Source organism: Eubacterium sp. SB2, from assembly GCF_001244405.1.
GTDB lineage: Bacteria > Bacillota > Clostridia > Lachnospirales > Lachnospiraceae > Faecalicatena > Faecalicatena contortus_B.
In genome coordinates, this window is the sequence record NZ_LN865153.1 from 584,999 (window position 1) to 603,263 (window position 18,265).

General features: G+C 48.7%; 15 protein-coding genes. 2 read left to right on the forward strand and 13 right to left on the reverse strand.

Going from position 1 to position 18,265, the window contains the following annotated elements; translation table 11 throughout:
- Nucleotides 1-5: 5 nt before the first annotated feature.
- The 10 genes from BN1938_RS24255 to BN1938_RS15130 all read right to left on the reverse strand — a co-directional run bounded on the left by BN1938_RS24255 (nucleotide 6) and on the right by BN1938_RS15130 (nucleotide 13,809).
- Nucleotides 6-53 (reverse strand): hypothetical protein, encoded by a 48-nt coding sequence (locus BN1938_RS24255; protein WP_369794802.1) that lies wholly within the window; start codon nucleotides 51-53, stop codon nucleotides 6-8.
- Between the two features lie 157 nt (nucleotides 54-210).
- A complete protein-coding gene (locus tag BN1938_RS15080) occupies nucleotides 211-831 on the reverse strand; it encodes an MBL fold metallo-hydrolase (RefSeq protein WP_050641389.1) in 621 nt (206 codons plus the stop codon).
- A gap of 4 nt (nucleotides 832-835) precedes the next feature.
- Complete coding sequence (locus BN1938_RS15085) at nucleotides 836-3,139, reverse strand: RelA/SpoT family protein (RefSeq protein WP_050641390.1); 2,304 nt, start codon at nucleotides 3,137-3,139, stop codon at nucleotides 836-838.
- Nucleotides 3,140-3,418: 279 nt separating this feature from the next.
- Nucleotides 3,419-5,131 carry a single-stranded-DNA-specific exonuclease RecJ gene (gene recJ / locus BN1938_RS15090; protein WP_050641391.1) on the reverse strand — a complete coding sequence of 571 codons (1,713 nt, stop codon included), beginning with the start codon at nucleotides 5,129-5,131 and terminating at the stop codon, nucleotides 3,419-3,421.
- Nucleotides 5,132-5,977: 846 nt separating this feature from the next.
- Nucleotides 5,978-8,203 (reverse strand): protein translocase subunit SecDF, encoded by a 2,226-nt coding sequence (locus tag BN1938_RS15095; RefSeq protein ID WP_050641392.1) that lies wholly within the window; start codon nucleotides 8,201-8,203, stop codon nucleotides 5,978-5,980.
- Complete coding sequence (scfB, locus tag BN1938_RS15100) at nucleotides 8,190-9,611, reverse strand: thioether cross-link-forming SCIFF peptide maturase (protein ID WP_050642714.1); 1,422 nt, start codon at nucleotides 9,609-9,611, stop codon at nucleotides 8,190-8,192. Before scfB ends, BN1938_RS15095 begins: the two co-directional genes overlap by 14 nt.
- A 189-nt stretch (nucleotides 9,612-9,800) precedes the next feature.
- Nucleotides 9,801-9,944 carry a six-cysteine ranthipeptide SCIFF gene (scfA, locus tag BN1938_RS15105; RefSeq protein WP_009002406.1) on the reverse strand — a complete coding sequence of 48 codons (144 nt, stop codon included), beginning with the start codon at nucleotides 9,942-9,944 and terminating at the stop codon, nucleotides 9,801-9,803.
- A gap of 149 nt (nucleotides 9,945-10,093) precedes the next feature.
- Complete coding sequence (locus BN1938_RS15110; RefSeq protein ID WP_050641393.1) at nucleotides 10,094-10,480, reverse strand: TIGR04086 family membrane protein; 387 nt, start codon at nucleotides 10,478-10,480, stop codon at nucleotides 10,094-10,096.
- A 1,066-nt stretch (nucleotides 10,481-11,546) separates the two neighbouring features.
- Complete coding sequence (gene spoVT, locus BN1938_RS15125; protein ID WP_025655277.1) at nucleotides 11,547-12,092, reverse strand: stage V sporulation protein T; 546 nt, start codon at nucleotides 12,090-12,092, stop codon at nucleotides 11,547-11,549.
- 85 nt (nucleotides 12,093-12,177) lie between these two features.
- On the reverse strand, nucleotides 12,178-13,809 hold the full coding sequence (locus BN1938_RS15130; protein ID WP_050641396.1) for a Na/Pi cotransporter family protein: 1,632 nt from the start codon (nucleotides 13,807-13,809) through the stop codon (nucleotides 12,178-12,180).
- Nucleotides 13,810-14,122: 313 nt separating this feature from the next.
- Between BN1938_RS15130 and pduL the strand changes: the two genes are divergently transcribed.
- Both pduL and BN1938_RS15140 read left to right on the forward strand, forming a co-directional pair.
- The gene (gene pduL / locus BN1938_RS15135; RefSeq protein ID WP_025655276.1) at nucleotides 14,123-14,770 is read left to right on the forward strand and encodes a phosphate propanoyltransferase; all 648 of its coding nucleotides are present in this window, start codon (nucleotides 14,123-14,125) and stop codon (nucleotides 14,768-14,770) included.
- 75 nt (nucleotides 14,771-14,845) lie between these two features.
- Nucleotides 14,846-15,292 (forward strand): GatB/YqeY domain-containing protein, encoded by a 447-nt coding sequence (locus tag BN1938_RS15140; protein ID WP_050641397.1) that lies wholly within the window; start codon nucleotides 14,846-14,848, stop codon nucleotides 15,290-15,292.
- Between the two features lie 362 nt (nucleotides 15,293-15,654).
- On the opposite strand, the gene BN1938_RS15145 is transcribed toward BN1938_RS15140, so the two are convergent.
- The 3 genes from BN1938_RS15145 to BN1938_RS15155 are packed head-to-tail and all read right to left on the reverse strand — an operon-like array spanning nucleotide 15,655 to nucleotide 18,263.
- Entirely contained in the window at nucleotides 15,655-16,806 is a 1,152-nt protein-coding gene (locus BN1938_RS15145; RefSeq protein WP_050641398.1) for a zinc-binding dehydrogenase, read from the reverse strand.
- A gap of 13 nt (nucleotides 16,807-16,819) precedes the next feature.
- Nucleotides 16,820-17,326 carry a NanQ anomerase/TabA/YiaL family protein gene (locus BN1938_RS15150; protein ID WP_050641399.1) on the reverse strand — a complete coding sequence of 169 codons (507 nt, stop codon included), beginning with the start codon at nucleotides 17,324-17,326 and terminating at the stop codon, nucleotides 16,820-16,822.
- 40 nt (nucleotides 17,327-17,366) lie between these two features.
- Complete coding sequence (locus tag BN1938_RS15155) at nucleotides 17,367-18,263, reverse strand: dihydrodipicolinate synthase family protein (RefSeq protein ID WP_025655273.1); 897 nt, start codon at nucleotides 18,261-18,263, stop codon at nucleotides 17,367-17,369.
- Nucleotides 18,264-18,265: the final 2 nt, after the last annotated feature.

Genomic DNA, 18,265 nt, shown 5'->3' on the forward strand with positions numbered 1-18,265 from the left:
TAGTCTTACCAGGGGTTCTTGCCTGTCATCCACCTTCTGCCTGATTTCCTCATTCGGAAAAAAGGCTTTTACGATATGGTACAAATTGTACATATACAATGTATCATTACTGCTGATCTCTATCATAATAAACTCAAATTCCTGACTATACGTTATTTTTGGAGAGTTACTGGCCATGTAGTAAAGGGATTTCCAACCGGATTTGCCATATCAAATAAACGGATTGTGTATCTTCTCAAAACCAATCGTAGTCTCCTGCATATGCCCCGGATAAACCTTGGTCTTCCCGGGAAGGCGCATCAGCTTATCCTGAATGGACCGCACCAGCTCGCTGTAGCTTCCTGTGGGCAGATCCCCTCTGCCGATGGAAGTCCAGAACAGGGTATCCCCGCTGAACAGGACTCCTTCCGCAGGAATATAGTAACAGCATCCGCCGATTGTATGTCCCGGCGTATACAGCACCTCGATCTCCATCCCCGCGGCTGTCAGCTTCTGGCCGTCTTTTAAATACTCGGCATCGGAAAAGGTATAGCCTGGTCCATATTCTGCCGAGGCATTCAGCACAGAATCATTTAGCAGCCCCTGCTCCTCCTCGTGCGCATAGACGGGAACCGGAAATTCCTTCAGGAATCCATCAAGCCCCATAATATGATCAAAATGCCCGTGGGTCAGCAGAATTGCCTTCAGCTTGAGTCCCTCGCTTTTTATATGGCCCACCAGCTCTTCCGGACAGATGGACGGATCCACCAGAAAACATTCCTTTGATTCTTCATTCTGTACAAGATAACAATTCGTCTGGAGCATTCCAATAACAAACTTCTCTACTTTCATCGCTCTACCCCGCCGTCCTTTCAATATCCATCACGCCTTCAATCTGGCGCAGCTTCTCAATTACCCGGTTCAGTTCCTCTCTGCCATGGACAATAAATCCCATATCCAGAGAAGCCGTTCCCTTCTTGCTCGTTCTAATATTCATAGACTTCACGTCAATCTTAGCCTCTGTGAAAATCTTGGAAATCTCCATCAAAAGCCCCTGCCTGTCATGGGCAAACATCTTCAGTTCCGCCAGATACTGACCGCCGTTTTCTTCCGCTGCCGTCTCTTCCCACTCGGCATCAATCAGCCTCTCTCTCTCGGTCTCGGAGAGATGAATCATGTTCACACAGTCTGTCCTGTGAATCGACATGCCGCGTCCCCTGGTGACAAAACCAACAATCTCATCTCCGGGCACCGGATTACAGCATTTTGAAAAACGCACCGCCATATCATCGATTCCCTTAACCACGATCCCGCTCCTGGACTTAGCGATATGCACCTTCTGGTTATTCGCCTCGGAGATCTTCTCCAGGATTGTTTCATCCGTGATCTCTTTCTTATGTTCTTTCTCATACTCCTCCACAAGGCGGTTCACGACCTGGCCTTCCTTCACACCGCCGTGCCCGAGCGCCGCAAGCACCGCATCCCAGTCGCGGAATCCGTACTTTTGCTGCACAATCTGCTGATATTTCGCTTTCATGATATTCTGGGGATTGATAGACTTTGTCTTGCAGTAGGCAGCGATCAGCTCTTTTCCCCTGATAATATTGTCTTCTTTAAATTCTCTCTTAAACCACTGATTAATCTTGTTCTTCGCCTGGGTGCTTTTGACAATATTCAGCCAGTCCCGGCTGGGCCCCTTGGAATTCTGTGAGGTCAGAATCTCAATTCTGTCCCCGTTCTGTATCTTATAGTCAATATTGACCAACTTCCCGTTCACCCTGGCGCCCACCATCTTATTCCCCACCGCACTGTGGATCGCATATGCGAAATCCACCGGAGTGGAGCCGTTAGGCAGATTCTTTACGTCCCCGTTGGGGGTAAAACAATATACATCCTCTGCAAATAAATCCAGGTCGCCTTTTAGCAGGCTTAAAAACTCCCGGTTATCCGACATATCACGCTGCCATTCCAGAATCTGGCGCAGCCAGCTCAGCTTTTCTTCTTCCTGCGCTTTCACGCTCTTTCCGGCGCCGCCTTCTTTATACTTCCAGTGCGCCGCGATTCCGAATTCCGCCGTCTTGTGCATCTCTTCCGTGCGGATCTGTATCTCAAAAGGCTGCCCGGAAGGTCCCATCAGTGTTGTGTGCAGGGACTGGTACATATTGGCTTTCGGCATGGCAATATAGTCTTTAAAACGCCCCGGTATCGGCGTGTACATCTCATGAATCACGCCAAGCGCAGCATAGCAGTCCTTAACCGAATCCACAATGATGCGCACGGCAAACAGGTCATATACCTGATCCAGCGTTTTATTCTGGTTTACCATCTTTTTATAAATACTGAAAAAATGCTTAACCCGGCCATATACCTTAGCCTCGATGTGAGAGTTTTTCATATGGGTGGAAACCTCAGCCACGATCTGCTGTACAAACTCCTCCCTCTCAGTCTTGCGTTCATTCAGATCCCTCACCAGGTCAAAATACACTTCCGGCTGGGAATACTTCAGCGACAGGTCATCCAGTTCCGTCTTAATCTTGGAGATACCGAGCCGGTGTGCGATCGGGGCGTAAATGTCCATCGTCTCCCGGGCTTTTTCCTTCTGCTTAGCCGGGGTCATAAACTCCAGTGTACGCATATTGTGCAGCCGGTCCGCCAGCTTAATAATGATCACACGGATATCCTTCGCCATGGCCAGAAACATCTTACGCAGATTCTCGGCCTGAACCTCCAGCTTATCCTGGGAGTAGGATAACTGTCCCAGTTTCGTGACCCCATCGACCAGAAGTGCTACCTCCTCGCCGAACTCTCTTGCCACATCCTCCAGTGTCATCTCCGTGTCTTCCACGGCATCGTGCAGCATACCTGCAACAATCGTCTCCTTATCCATCTCCAGATCGGCAAGTATAATGCCCACCCAGAGAGGATGTATAATATACGGCTCGCCTGACTTGCGCGCCTGATCCTTATGCGCGCTTTTAGCCGTCCTGTAGGCCTTCTCAATCAGGGTAATATCTGCGGATGGGTGATACTTCCTGACTCTGGCTATCAAAGCCTGATATAATTGTTCAGGGTCTTGATAATCTTCGGGTGCTTTCACAGCATGCCCATCCACAATCTCCAGATTTTTATTCAGTAATTCATATTCCGGAGTTCCCGCCATATCAATTCCCCCTTTCTTCTATGGTAAGTTTCATACCCCTAAGTATAACATTATTTTAACAATTTTCAAACTATTTCCCCATAAATAGACGCAAAAACGCATAAAATTGGAAACAGTTCAGACAGACCTGAACTGTTGCGCATCCAGTTCATTTAAATTCGCCTCCTGCGAAGAGCCGGATGCCTGCTGCTGCCATGTTTTCGTACGGTCTTCGCAGTAAATACCCAAACCTGTCTGAATTGCTGCTAAAATTACTATATACAGTAACTTAAAATGGCGCTATTGATAGTTTACTACTGTAATCTGCAGCGTTTTCTTACCCATATAGTCATTCACAGACGGATAGAAAGTAAATGACAACTCGTCTTTCCGCTTTATATAATCCAGGCAGTCCTGCGCATCCCCAAAGTAAATTGCCTCCATCTGGTTTCCCCGCCTGTCCTGGACACGAAATTTCAAAACATTCTGATTTTTTCCGATAATCCTGGGACTGAGCACCTTCAGATTCTTTTCTGCGAACAGGGGTTTCGTATTCCCTTTTCCAAAAGGCTCTAAAAGCTCCAGTTCGGATACCAGCGATTCGGTCACATATGCAAGAGGAAGCTGCATGTCAATGGATACCTTCGGCAGAAGATCTTCCTCAGATAAAACAGCCAGCTCGTTGATTGTTTCACGGAATCTGCCCACATTTTCCTCCTCCAGGGACAGCCCTGCCGCCAGCTTATGCCCCCCGAACTTCGTAAACAGCGCCCGGCATCTGCACATCTCCTCAAACATATTGTAGGACTCAATGGACCGCCCGGAGCCTTTCACGCCCTCCTCGCCCTGGGTGAGCACAAAAGTGGGACGGTAATATCTCTCCTTAATTCTTCCCGCTATGATGCCCGCTATACTTTCATGGCACTCCGGAAGATAAACAACCAGAACCTTATCCTCCTTCAGAGAAGTATTCTCAATCTGCTCCACCGCCTGCTCCACGCCCTTTTCCGTCATCTCCTTGCGGCTGTCATTGAGAGCCTTAAGATCCTCCGCCAGCATCACTGCTTCTCTGCGGTTCGGTGCATTCAAAAGCTCCAGCGCGCGTTTTGCCGTGTCCAGACGGCCGCTGGCATTAATGCAGGGCCCCAGCACAAATCCGATATGATAAGCCGACAGTCTGTCCACAGGGACTCCCGTACACTCAATCAGCGCCCTCAGTCCAAGATTACCGGTACGCTTCAGCATTTCCAGCCCCTGCTTCACAAAAATCCGGTTTTCACCGGTCAGATCCATCACATCCCCTACAGTAGCTATGGCCACATTTTCCATCAGATAATCAATATCATCCACATCTTTCTGCATCACCTCATAAAGCGCTTCCACCAGTTTGTAAGCCACTGCCGCCCCGCAAAGCCCTTTAAAAGGATATTCACAATCCGCCCGGTGCGGATCTACCACTGCGTCCGCCTGGGGCAGCAGATATTCCTTCACACCGCCTGCCTCCAGATATGGCACCTCGTGGTGATCCGTCACAATAATCGTAAGTCCCCTCTGCTTGCCATAAGCAATCTCCTCCGCAGCCGCAATCCCATTATCGCATGTAATAATCGTATCGATACCATCCTCCAGGGCGCGGTCAATCAGCATCCTGTTCAGTCCATACCCATCCCGTATCCGGTCCGGAATATCCGTATCTACATCACCGCCCAGCTTAGAGATCCCTTCCTGCAGCACATAAGTCGCATTCACCCCGTCAATATCATAATCCCCGATAACACGGATGGCCTCCCCTCCCCGGATTTTCTCCGCCAGAATCTCCACCGCCTTATCCATATCCTTCATCAGCATTCCATCATACAAATCCGCAATCGTCCCATTCAAATAAAACCCAATCTCCTCATCCGTCATCAAATCCCGGTTCCGAATCAGCCGCGCAAGAATCGGAGAAACATGGTACCGCTCAGCAATCCCATTAAAATCCGCCTTCTTCATAGAAACAAACCACTTCTCCACCTTTTATCCTCCTCGTACACATTATACCGCACCCCAGTGCACATCTATTGCCTTCACCCATTAGCCTGGTCAAACATCACCACATCCGCACACCCGTACATAACATAACAACTCACTGCCGCCCCTAAAAGCGCATCCCCCAAAACATCTCCGAATTACACATATCAGTACCATATTATCCACAAACACACCCCACTGTCAACAAGAACCTGTCGTAATTTGTCGACGCAGCATATAAACAGTTACTACTAACGCCCCAGGGGCCGCGCATAGTAACTATAAACTCTCTAAAAAGCTCCCCCGTCTCCCAACCCAATCAGCTGCCCCCGCCAAACCTCCGGGCAAGCCCCCCCTCCCGCAAGGATGCGTCCAGCCTGAGAAAATCGGGATGCTCCGCCGCTGTCCGGTGAGGCTTATGCTGATTCCGGAAGCCTATAGCGTGCCATAGAAGCGCTAACTGCGAAAAAGCCGCATTTTATGGAGGATAATTGATTCCGAATCAATTATCCAGAGCGTCTGAGCTTAGAAAGCATCGGCTTTCAAAGTGAATACGCTCGGTTCCATAAAATGCGGCTTTTTCGCAGTTAGCGCTTCTAGTACGGCGTTGCATAATTAGCAGTGAATAAAGTGCCTGCTATCTGCATCAGGTGTGCGTCTGCGAAGCGACGGCGTAGCGGTTCCTACGTCTAGCTTCGCAGACGTGCTCCTGTTGTAGATAGCAGGTGCTTTATCACTGTTAATTGCGCAACGCAGTACTAGGCTAAGCGCCCGGTTTCCGGAATCAGCATAAGCCTCACCGGACAGCGGCGGTGCATCCCGATTTTCTCAGGCGCCCCCGCCGCCACTCTACTTGCTTCTCTTCTTCATCACATACCAAAGTGCTCCCGTTACGCACACAGATGAATAAGCTCCACATACAATTCCCACCATCAGCGGCAGTGCAAATTCTTTGATTGAACTTACACCCATAATATAAAGAACCGCCACCATTACAAATGTTGTCAATGAGGTGTAAATACTACGCGTCAGTGTACGGGTGATGCATCTGTTTACAAGAACAGCCAGATCCTCCCCGCGCTTCTTCGTCTTCATCTCCTCACGGATTCTGTCGAAGATTACGATGGTTGCGTTGATGGAGTAACCTACTATAGTCAGCATACATGCGATAAATGTATTTCCAACGGATACTCTTGCGATCACGTAGAACGTCAGTACCACAAGAACATCATGCAGCAGCGCCAGTACCGCGCTGGTTGCAAAGCGGATATCCTTGAAACGGAACCAGATGTAAAGCAGCATGCAGATTGTTGCAATCAGAACCGCGATGACCGCGTCCTGTCTCATCTCTGAGCTGACCGTTGAACTGATATTTTCTGTCGTAATCTCATCCTCATTTACCTTGAAATTATCGACCATAGCCTTATTAAATGCTTCCCGCTTATCCAGTTCGAGAGTCTGTGTCTTGAAGATGACCTGGTTTGTTCCTTCCACCTTCTGAACCTGGACATTATTGTCGCCGGTTGCGTCCTCAATTAGAGGTACGATATTTTGATCAATCTCCTCCAGGCTGTATTCCTGATCAAAGGTCACATTCGTTGAGGTACCGCCCTTAAATTCCAGGCTGTAATTCAGAACGCCCTTCCCCTGGCCTCCATTGATTCCCATAAAGACAAAACCTACTAAAACCAACGCGATGGAGATTCCGAAAAACACCTTTCTCTTTCCGAGGAAATCGATAGGTTTGCGTTCCGCTTTCACACGTCCGTATACTTTCTCATTGTGAATACCCACGGCATAGAAAGCATATACGATGAGACGGGTAATTACAAGCGCAGTAAACATAGAAACCACAATACCCAGGGCCAGCGTCTGCGCAAAACCTTTGACAGTGCCGCTTCCCTTGAGCCACAGGACTGCCGCCGCAATCAGTGTTGTAATATTGCCGTCCAGAATGGCTGACATTGCCTTATGGAAACCTGCATTCAGGGATGCCCTCACGGACTTGCCGGTCGTCAGTTCCTCCCGCACTCTGGCAAAGATAATTACGTTCGCATCCACCGCCATGCCGATGCCAAGGATGATACCCGCAATACCCGGCAGGGTCAGTGTAATGTCAAATGCATTCAGCAGAACCAGGATCAGCCCTGTATAAATCAGCAGTGCGATACTTGCCGCCAGTCCGGGAAGCAGATAAACAACGCACATAAAGATAAATACAATAGCAAGGCCGATAGCTCCCGCCTTTAAACTCGTGCTGATTGCCTCTTCACCGAGCTGTGCCCCCACTACATTTGAACGGAGTTCTTCCAGTTCCAGGCTCAGCCCGCCGATCCGGATCGTAGAAGCCAGTTTGTCCGCCTCCTCGAAGCTCATACTGCCTGAAATCTGAGCCTCGCCGTCCTTAATCTCGGAATTCACACTCGGAACACTGATCAGCTCTCCATCGTAATAGATCGCAATGGTCTCCTTAGCCGCCAGCGCAGCCTTTGTAGCCGCGGCAAACTTCTCTGTCCCTTCTTTTGTAAAAGACAGCTGTACGATATTTTCCTTATTCTGCAGATCATCCTGGGTGGTCGCTGCCTGCGCATTCTTAACATCCGTACCATTCAGAACAATGGAGCCGTCTTCCTGCAGCTCTTCAATTGTCTTGTCCAGTTTGTATTTGCCGTTGGAATCCAGACTGTAGTTTGCATTGCCTTCACTGTCTTTCTCCCGGATAAAATACAGGGAACCGGGCTGACCCAGCTCATCAAGGATCTTGTTGGCATCCTTAACTCCAGGGATCTCGATGCTGATCCTGTCCTCACCTTCCTGGTAAACTGTTGCTTCTGTACTATACTGTTCTACACGCCTTTGCAGCTTGTAGATTGTATCATCCATGTCAGACTGGGACGGCTTGTCCCCTTTTACCTGATAGGTGATGCTGACACCGCCTTCCAAATCCAGCCCAAGTTTAATGTTCTTTGCAGCGCCTGAACCTGTTTTCCCGAATCCTACAATCGTTGTAAAGCCCAGAAGGGCAATCAGGACAACCGTCAGAATCAGGCTGATAACGCCTTTACTTTTCTTCATGAGTCACATTCCTTTCTTCGTCTGCCAATGCAGCCTTTATCATAATCGCGCACTCCACACGCTTACGTTCCATCTCACAGCTGACATCATAGGTATCGTGGATTGTATTATGGAATTTGTATGAATTAGCCATACAGCCGCCGCTGCAGTAAAATCTTGCAAAACAGCTGCGGCACTTCTCCTTTGAGTAAACGCTGCAGCCGCGGAATTCATCTGCAATCTCCGGCTTCACAATTCCGCTGTCCACATTTCCCATTAAAAATGCTTCATCCCCCACAAACTGATGGCAGGGGTACAGATCCCCCCAAGGCGTCACCGCCAGGTACTCGGTTCCCGAACCGCAGCCGGACAGACGCTTGGCCACACACGGTCCGCCTTCCAGATCCAGCATAAAATGGAAGAATGTAAATCCTTCGCCATTTCGCTCGCGTTCCACCATTGTCTTTGCCAGCGTATCGTATTCGCTGAAGATCTGCGGCAGGTCGCTCTCGCGTATGGCATAGGGATCCGTCTCTTCCCCCACCACCGGCTCGATAGATATCTGCTGGAAACCTAATTCCGCAAAATGCATCACGTCCTTCGAAAAGTCCAGATTCCCCCGGGTAAATGTTCCGCGTATATAGTATTTCTCCTGATTTCTGCTCTCGGCCAGCTTCTGGAACTTAGGCACAATCAGGTCATAACTTCCCTTTCCGTTGCGGAAGGGCCGCATGCTGTCATTCACTTCTTTTCTGCCGTCGAGGCTCAGCACGACATTATCCATCTCACGGTTCACAAATTCCTGAACCTCATCATTGAGAAGAACGCCGTTCGTGGTCAGGGTAAAACGGAAATGCTTGTCATGCAGCTTTTCCTGTTCTCTTCCGTATGCTACCAGGTCCTTTACCACCTGCCAGTTCATCAGAGGCTCGCCTCCGAAGAAATCCACTTCCAGGTTCCTTCTGCTTCCGGAATTGGCAATCAGAAAATCCAGCGCCTTCCTGCCCACTTCATAGGACATCAGCGCACGTCTCCCGTGATATTCCCCCTCTTCCGCAAAACAGTACTTACAGGCCAGGTTGCAGTCATGTGCGATATGAAGGCAGAGCGCCTTTACCACCGTTTTCCGCTGCTTTACCTCCCCAATATAATCCTCATAGATGTCCTCCGTAAACAGCTGTCCGGCTTCGGTCAACCCGATCACCGCTTCCAGCACTTCCTGCAGATCCGATTCGCTCAAGGACCCCCCCAGAGTCTCCTTGAGACACCGGTATGTTTCTTCTGACTGCAGAGACTCCACAGTATGGGAAGGATTCATTGCCTCGAGACATGCTATCACATCATATGCGGCCTTGTCCACCACGTGGACAGCACCGCTGTTCACATCAAGGACAATGTTATATCCATTATTCTGGTACTGATGTATCACAACAGATACCCTCACTTTCATCATAATTCAGGCCATTACCGGTTTTGATTCCCGGTAACAAGCGTAAGGCAGCGGCCGAGGTCGCTGCCCTGATTGGTACTTTTAAATACTCTGAAAGCACAGCACACGCCCGACCATCCGTCGTTATGTAAGTGCTGTGCTTATATTCTGTTTCCCGTTGCAAATATATTACTTCTTATGTTCGCAGGTCTGGTTTCCCACTGTGCAGGAAGTCTTGCATGCAGACTGACAGGATGTCTGGCATTCTCCGCAGCCGCCTTTTTTTACTGTATTGTTTAAGGTCTGTGTATTCAGTGTTTTAATATGTTTCATGTTCTCTCCTCCTATATTCATGCTGCAGGCATGTATTTACCTCGTAACATTATAGCACAGTGCCTGTAGTTTTTAAAGTGTTTTTTTCGTGAACGGTATCGGCTGTCTATAAGCGTTCCCGCACGTATTCTCCTGTATATCTTAATTCATCAGGAGACCATGCCCCCCAGCATCCCTCCGCCCGCACAGAGCAGGAATGTGGTCAGTATATTTGCCCCGCTTCCCTGCATGGAGCGGTACACTCCAAGAGAGATCAGAAGCAGCAGACCAAAATACAGAATCCCGATCGTCAGCCCCCATGCAAATTTACGGAATTTTGCCATCTTCCCTGCCGCAAAGCCGCCTACAAATGTGGAAACAACATAAATAACGATAATCCCTCCCGTTACTTTCCCCTCATCCAGGTTCAATTTATAAAGCAGCAGAGTCAGTAAAAGCAGAAGGATTCCCGTCACCACATAAGCACACAAAAGAGCCTTTAAAAGCCAGACGACTTTCCCCTCGGCCCCCCGCCCCTTATTTGTCTTATTCTCCATCTAATTCCTCCTCGTCCATCTATGTACTATTACAACATATGATTGTCCTTCCCGGAATATGCATTTATCCCCAAAAAAGCGGAGTGTGACGGGCAAGTTTCGTTTTTGGGGGGCGCAAAATAAAGGAACCGCCGCCAGCCTGTCTAATGCACCTATGCCGGTGAAAAGTGCGGACACGAACCTAAGAAATTCTAGGAAGCCGGCAGCCAGAAAAGCAGGGCACAGGCGGCACATCACAAGAAATCCCATGATTTCTCGCGCTGGGCCGCCTGATTTTGTGATTCGGTGATCACAAAATCTCCCTGCTTTTCTGGCTGCCGCCTTCCAAGAATTTCTAAGGTCCGCTTTAGCACTTTTCACCGGCATAGGTGCATTAGACAGGCTGGCGGCGGTCCCTTCATTTTGCTAGATGCATCCAATCGGAAGGAAAGGTTGCCTGCCGGGAGGGCTCCGTAACGGGCGCAGTGTATTGATTCGCCCGGTGGGGCATATAATCCCCATTGCTTTATTCACTGCTTAGGGGTGCTTTAGCCAAACTGCAGAATACGGTATACCCAAAGGGCACCCCGTAACTCATGCCCTGCGGGCGGATCTGCAGCACAGCTGCAGAATAAGGTATGACTCTTCTTTTTATCTACCGGAGCTATGATGTACCATCAAAAGAATCCATACGCCGCCCCCATTAATGATCCTCCCCATTTGCGCCCTGCCCTGCCGATTGGATGCACCCAGCGAAAGGGAGGGATAGCCGCAATCCGCCCAAGTGCACATATGCCGTTGCGAAATGCTAAAGCGAGCCTTAGAAATTCTAAGAAGCCGGCAGCCGGGCTAGCGGGGGGATTTTGTGATCTCCGAATCACAAAATCTGCTGACCCAGCGCGAGAAATCATCCGATTTCTCGTGATGTGTCAGCTGTACCCCGCTAGCCCGGCTGCCGGCTTCCTAGAATTTCTTAGGTTCGTATCCGCATTTCGCAACGGCATATGTGCACTTGGGCGGATTGCGGCTATCTCTTCCTTTCGCGTCACCCCGCCATCCCAACTTGCCGGGGAGTAAATACCTCTATCTATTGTTCCATCTGCCGTCCCAGAAAACCTGCCGCGCTCATTGCGACTTTTTGCTCCAGTTCGCCAAATTTTTTCTTTTCGTCCTTATTCAGGAAAACAACCGCGCCTATGGCATCTCCCTCGCAGAGGATCGGACACACGACTTCCTCTTTGAATTCTTTTTCATCCTGCACAACCCCCGCATATTTGGCACTGTCGGATTTTGCCAGCAGCTGTTCTCTTGCCTGAATTACTTTCTCCAGCTCTTTGCTGATATACTTATCCTGCAGATCCTTTTTTCCGCTGCCTGACGCAGCCACGATCTGGTCGTTATCGGTGATGCACACTGTACATCCCATTGTCTGGGCAAGGCTTTCTGAATACTGTTTGGCAAGTGTGCCAAGCTCCCCAATCGGGGAATATTTCTTAAGTATTACTTCACCTTCCCGGTCTGTAAATATTTCCAGCGGATCACCTTCCCGGATCCGCAGGGTTCTTCGTATCTCCTTCGGAATAACAACCCTTCCCAGATCGTCAATCCGCCTTACGATTCCTGTAGCTTTCATAAAGAAATTCCTCCATTTAACGTCTTAGTAATCATTAGCACTTCTACTAGTATTTGTTAAATAGAGGAAAATATTCGTGCTCCAGTCAGTTTTCCATTTCCACGTATTGTTCTGCTATATTTTTCACATGATCGCCGATTCTTTCAAAATCTGTCAGGATCTCTGTGAACACAATTCCTGTCTGCGGACGGCATTTACCTTTTTTCAGACGCTGCATCTGCTTTTTAAAATATTTTTCTCTGGTGTCGTCTATTTTCTGCTCCATCAGAGCCGCCTGGTTCAGGATAACGGCGGGAACATCCTCTTCCTGCCTGTTCACGATACGCAAAGCTTCCAGGCACTGCTTTTTCATATTTTTCAAATCGTCCCTGGCAATATCCGAAAATTCACCGTTCCATTTTTTTAAGTCTTGCGCATATTCCGCCAGATTGACCGCATGGTCCCCGATCCGCTCCAGGTTGCTTATGATCACATAATATCCATTAATCTGCCGGGAGTCGGACATGGACATTTCGTTGGCCATAAGGGATACTATATAAGCGGATATTTCCTGATTCAGATAATCGATGTAAGTCTCTCTTTCCCGGATCTTTTTCATTTCTCTGTCATCGTATTTCATGAGTATATCGTATGCATGCGAAATATTTTTTTCTACCATCCCCAGCATTCTTCCCACTTCATTCCCCACCTGGGATATCGCGACGGCGCTCTGTCCGATGGCATACGATGGTTCGAATCTGGCAATATATTTCAGCCGGTAATCTTCTTCCTCCTCTTTTTTGCTGTCCGGCAGAATCTTTACCGCAGCCTGGGCCATGTATTCGCCGAACGGAAGTAAAATCAGGGTTGTTACGATATTAAATACGGTATGTACATTGGCGATCTGGGATACCGGGTTTCCCGGAACCAATGCCTCCATCCATGCTACAAACGGTGTAAACATACAGATCAGAGTGAACAGTACCGAACCGAATATATTAAACATTAGATGGATCACGGTTGTACGCTTGGCATTGACTTTCATTCCGATGGAAGCCAGAACCGCTGTGATACAGGTTCCGATATTCTGTCCAAAAAGAATATATACCGCACTGGACAGCGGGATCATACCGGTACCCGCCAGTGCCTGCAAGATTCCTACTGATGCGGAAGAGGACTGGATCACTGCGGTAAATACCGCCCCAATCAGTATACCCACCAGTGGATTTTTAAATGTAGTCATAAACTGAATAAATGCCGGTGAATTCTGCAGCGGCTCCATGGCGCTTCCCATCATATCCATGCCCATGAACAGGATACCAAGTCCGGCAAAAATACTACTGATATGGTGGACCTTTTCGTTTTTTACAAACATGATGGCCGCAACACCGCCGATGGCAAATATAGGGGCAATGGCGCCGATGTCAAGTGCAATCAGCTGACCGGTGATTGTCGTCCCTATATTGGCGCCCATAATCACCCATACAGCCTGTTTCAATGTCATCAGCCCGGAATTTACAAAGCCGACTACCATAACAGTCGTAGCGGAGGAAGACTGTATGACCGCTGTGATGCCTGCTCCCACCAGCACCCCTTTTACTCTGTTGGATGTTAGTTTTTCCAGAATTGATTTCATCCGGTTGCCCGCCGCAGCCTCCAGACCGTTGCTCATCATCTGCATTCCGTATAAGAAGAGAGCGAGCCCTCCCAGTAATGCAAGTAAATCCTTAATTCCCATCTCTCATACTTCTCCTTTGCATGCCTTAATTTTTACGCACTCTTAACACAGATTATCATAGCCAAAAACACGAGGTCAATCTGACCGGCACGTTTCTTAGCGGTATCTTAATTACTTACTGGAGCTTTTGCGTTACATCACACGAATTCATGCACTGCCGCAGTCAAAGTGCAACTGCCCGCGAACGAATTTTTGCTCCAGATCGGATGCGCCATCTGCAAAACCGCCAGGTAGATATTGAAAACCTCATTATATTCTGCTAAAATTTACATGTCATGAAATAAAAAAGTATACGCAGGATGGAGAAAACAATATGAGCCTGAAAATTCCAATAGAAACTTCCGCCAGGCATATCCATGTCTCCCAGGAAGACTTTGAACAACTGTTTGGCCCCGGCGCACGTTTGAACTATACAAAGGAGCTCAGTCAGCCCGGCCAGTATGCATGCAAAGAAAGGCTGACCGTCATTGGCCCCAAAGGGCGCTTTGAAAAGGTCATCTTACTGGGCCCGTTTCGTCCCGCAACCCAGGTCGAAATATCCGTTACAGATGCCCGCAGGCTTGGCATACCAAGCGTCATCCGCCAGTCCGGAGATATCGCCGGCACACCGGGATGCACTCTCGTGGGCCCTCACGGAAAAGTAGAGCTGAAGGAAGGTGTCATCGTAGCCAAACGCCACATTCATATGACGCCCATCGATGCCCTCAGGGCACATGTAAAGGACAACGATATCGTTTTCGTCATAACCACAAGCTATGAGCGTTCCCTCATTTTTTCCGATGTGGTCGTCCGGGTCAGCCCTAAATTCGCATTGTCCATGCATGTGGATACCGACGAAGCCAACGCATTTGCCAACGAGGATAACCCAACCGGCGTGATTTTAAAACTATTTGACGGGCATACTTATAATCTGCAGACATGGGCAGATGAACTGCAGTCCGGAATCAACAGGGGGGTCTGACCCCTTTGCAAAGGGGTCAGACCCCCGTGCAAATCCGACACTATTCTGACAATTTCAAAATGGAGGTATTTTAACATGAGTAAAATCGATGAAGTAAGAAGCGCTATGATGTCCGCTATGAAGGCCGGCGACAAGGAAAGAAAGGCAGCTCTCTCTTTTCTGTTATCTTCCCTGAAAAATAAGGCGATCGACAAGCGGGCAGATCTGACGGAGGAAGAGGAAAACCAGGTAATTCTAAGAGAGATTAAACAGACAAAGGAAACACTGGAAATGACTCCCAAAGACCGCACGGATATTATTGAGGAATGCCAGAAGCGTCTTGCTGTTCTGGAAGAGTATGCTCCGAAGATGATGGGCGAGAATGAGATCAGAGAAATCGTGATGGGTGTGCTTGCCGATCTTGGTATAGAGACTCCAACCGCAAAGGATAAAGGAAAGATCATGAAAGAACTGATGCCGAAGGTAAAAGGAAAGGCTGATGGGAAACTCGTAAGCACAATCGTGGCGTCATTAATCCAATAAAATATAAGAGGGCCGCCCGGGGAACAGGGGCGTATGGGCTTTTCTGGGGCGGGCGAAAGACGTGAGATTTACTAAAAGTCCAAATAGGCCGATTGCAGGCACCTTTGACATGCCATCCGAAATCTGATGATTTCGCATGTCAGGTCAAAGTAAAAATATGATTTGGAAATCATATTTTTATCCTGCAATCGGCCTATTTGGACTTTAAGTAAATCTAGCACGTCTTTCTTGACGCCCCTGAAAAGCCCATACGCCCCTGTTCCCCGGGCTGGGTGCATCCTGCCGGGAGACGGGGAGCGGTGGATCGGGCTGAATTGGCGGAGCGTTTTTGGAAGTAGACGTAAATGATGAGATAAACACTTCTATCTGTTAAATACGGCTATTGCCAGACCCTCGCCTCTTATGGCTGACCAGTGGGCCTCGTTGATTTCTTCGAGGCGGTAGCGGTGGGTGATGAGGCGGTAGAGGGGGAGGTCTTTTTCGGCGGCTTTTTTCATGAATTTGAAGCATTCTTCGTAGTCGCGGGTTGTGTAGTATCTTCCTCCTGCCGGCATGGAATCTTCATAATGTTTTACGGCTGTTTTGGACTTGCCGAGGACGTATTGCAGTTCGCAGATGCTGCCGCTGTTTTTTGCGAAACGTTTTGCAGTGCTTCGGCCCAGTGGGGATGCGGTGCATTGGAATACGGCGTCTGCAAGGCTTCCGCCGAAGTACTTCTGGATCTTTTCCAGTACGGCTGATATGCCGTTTTTGTTACGGTAATTGATGCTTTCCCTGGCACCGAATTCTATAGCCAGTTTGAGAGCCTGTTCGTCTCCGTCTATTGCGATTATGTTGTATATGCCCATACAATTCAGTATGGCGATGGCTGTGAGGCCTTCCAAGCCGCAGCCCAGTACGATAACACGTTTTGAAGAATCCAGATGTCCGAGCTTGACAGTCCTCTGTACCGCGCTGTTTACCGCAATGACCGTCTCTGTAAGCAGACGGGACTCTAAATCCAGATCGTTTACCTGGTAGATCTGGTTATCGGCTCTGAGCACTACATAGTTGGAATACCACCCGTGAAAGCCGCTCCCTGCACTGCCGCGGTTTGCACCGAAAGCGGTGGCCGCTCCGCCGGCCTTTTTTACGGCAACGACTCTGTCACCGACCTTGAGGGCTGTTCCTGCCGCATCCTGCAGAGAAGGGCTGCCCAGTTTCACGATGCGGCCGGTTCCCTGCTGTCCCAGAAGGGACGCCTGGCCCACTCTCTTTTCTTTCATGAATTCTATCGTATCGGAAGGTGACACACAACAGCCTTCCACTTCCACGAGAATCTCTTTTGCGCCGATCTCCGGCAGCTTATATTCTTTCAGTTCATAACTTTCAGGAGACACCAGCACGGCACTCCTCCCCGTCTCATTGCCCGTAAGCACCGGCATTCTTTCCAGGGTAAATGCTGTCCTGTTCTCTTTGTGTGTCCCAACCTCAGAGAGAACTTGTTTTACTATATCATCAATCTTTAAATCCATCTTCGTATCTCCTTTACCAGGATATTCGCCTGTGCTGCATTCCGGATCTGCCTGTATTCACTCCGTGCAGCAGCTTGTCAATCTTGATCTTCACAACGACCTTCCTGTAGGAGGAAGGTATACGTTCATGACAGCAGGGTTTATGTCCGTCCGTGGGATAAACCAGGTAAAACATTCCCGGCTTCATCTGTATTCTGTCGCCCTGCCCGGTTAACCATTCTATATCTGTGTCGGGATCATATGGTGTCTTCACCGTCAGATCCGCCTTGTCCGCGTATTCCCACATCTCCGAGCCTTCCAGAAGAATCTGCACATCCAGATACTTGTCATGGGTTTCAAAATCCGCTTCCTCAAAGCTCCGGGTCTGTCCCTCCTGAACGAATGCGAACCCCTTTCCGACAGGGTATCTGCCAGCCGGCAGGCGTTCCTTCTCCACACGTTCCACAAAACGCACCGCATCCCACAGTTCGGGCACACACCGCTGATAATAGCGGAAATGTTCCAGCTTATCCATTATCATATTATGCTACCTCTCCAATCTGTCAAATCTGCGTCTGCATCTACAGCAGTTTCAGTTCTCTCATCTTATTATATACATTAGCCTTAGCCTCTGCATCCAGAGAAAGAGCCGGCAGCCTCTCGTGGCCGTCCTGATTCAGCACGCGGTAGTACATAGCCTGTTTACATGCCAAAAAGAGCGGCGTACTGTAACCATAGATGTCCATGGCATTCACCATCTTTTTAAACCAGAGAGCTGCCTCATTATAGTCACCCCTCTTTGCGGACTGGTACGTATTGACCGTAAACTCAGGAGCAAAGTTAGCGGTTGCATTGATAAATCCGTCCACACCGCAGACCAGAAGTCCCATAGCCTGGTTCTCATAGGCTGAGAACACAGAAAAATCAGGATTCACTTCCTTCACCTTCTGCATAGAAAGAACATGGTTAAAATCATTGATCGTATCTTTGATTCCCACAATATTCGGGTTATCCTTCACAAGCTTGCTCACCACATCCGCATTGAAACAATAGCCTGTCAGATCCGGGAAATTGTATATTATAATAGGAAGAGACGTATGGGAAGCCACATAACCAAAATATGCCTCCACCATCTCTGAGCTGTATACACTGAAATACGGATTAATCAGAAGTACGCCGTCAGCGCCGGCAGCCTCCACATATTTTAGCAGCTCCATTGTATTCTCAAGGCAGGTATCTCCGACACCTACGATCACATTCACCCGCCCATTGACATGGTCTATCATTTCTTTAATAAAATTCTTTTTCTCTTCTACAGTCATAATACTGAACTCTCCGGATGTCCCCAGATATGCCAGTCCGTCCACACCCTTTGAGATCAGGAAATCCGCCTGTCTCTTGCTTGCCTCAATGTCTATCTTACACTTTTCATCAAATATCGTGATGACCGGCGGATTCACGCCACACAGTTTCTTCATTA

Coding starts and splice junctions, on each gene's coding strand:
- BN1938_RS15130 (WP_050641396.1), bottom strand. CDS start 13,809: ATGGGAATTAAGGATTTACTTGCATTACTGGGAGGGCTCGCTCTCTTC.
- BN1938_RS15085 (WP_050641390.1), bottom strand. CDS start 3,139: ATGGCGGGAACTCCGGAATATGAATTACTGAATAAAAATCTGGAGATT.
- BN1938_RS15150 (WP_050641399.1), bottom strand. CDS start 17,326: ATGATAATGGATAAGCTGGAACATTTCCGCTATTATCAGCGGTGTGTG.
- BN1938_RS15155 (WP_025655273.1), bottom strand. CDS start 18,263: ATGAAGAAACTGTGTGGCGTGAATCCGCCGGTCATCACGATATTTGAT.
- BN1938_RS15110 (WP_050641393.1), bottom strand. CDS start 10,480: ATGGAGAATAAGACAAATAAGGGGCGGGGGGCCGAGGGGAAAGTCGTC.
- spoVT (WP_025655277.1), bottom strand. CDS start 12,092: ATGAAAGCTACAGGAATCGTAAGGCGGATTGACGATCTGGGAAGGGTT.
- pduL (WP_025655276.1), top strand. CDS start 14,123: ATGAGCCTGAAAATTCCAATAGAAACTTCCGCCAGGCATATCCATGTC.
- BN1938_RS15145 (WP_050641398.1), bottom strand. CDS start 16,806: ATGGATTTAAAGATTGATGATATAGTAAAACAAGTTCTCTCTGAGGTT.
- BN1938_RS15095 (WP_050641392.1), bottom strand. CDS start 8,203: ATGAAGAAAAGTAAAGGCGTTATCAGCCTGATTCTGACGGTTGTCCTG.
- scfA (WP_009002406.1), bottom strand. CDS start 9,944: ATGAAACATATTAAAACACTGAATACACAGACCTTAAACAATACAGTA.
- BN1938_RS15080 (WP_050641389.1), bottom strand. CDS start 831: ATGAAAGTAGAGAAGTTTGTTATTGGAATGCTCCAGACGAATTGTTAT.
- BN1938_RS15140 (WP_050641397.1), top strand. CDS start 14,846: ATGAGTAAAATCGATGAAGTAAGAAGCGCTATGATGTCCGCTATGAAG.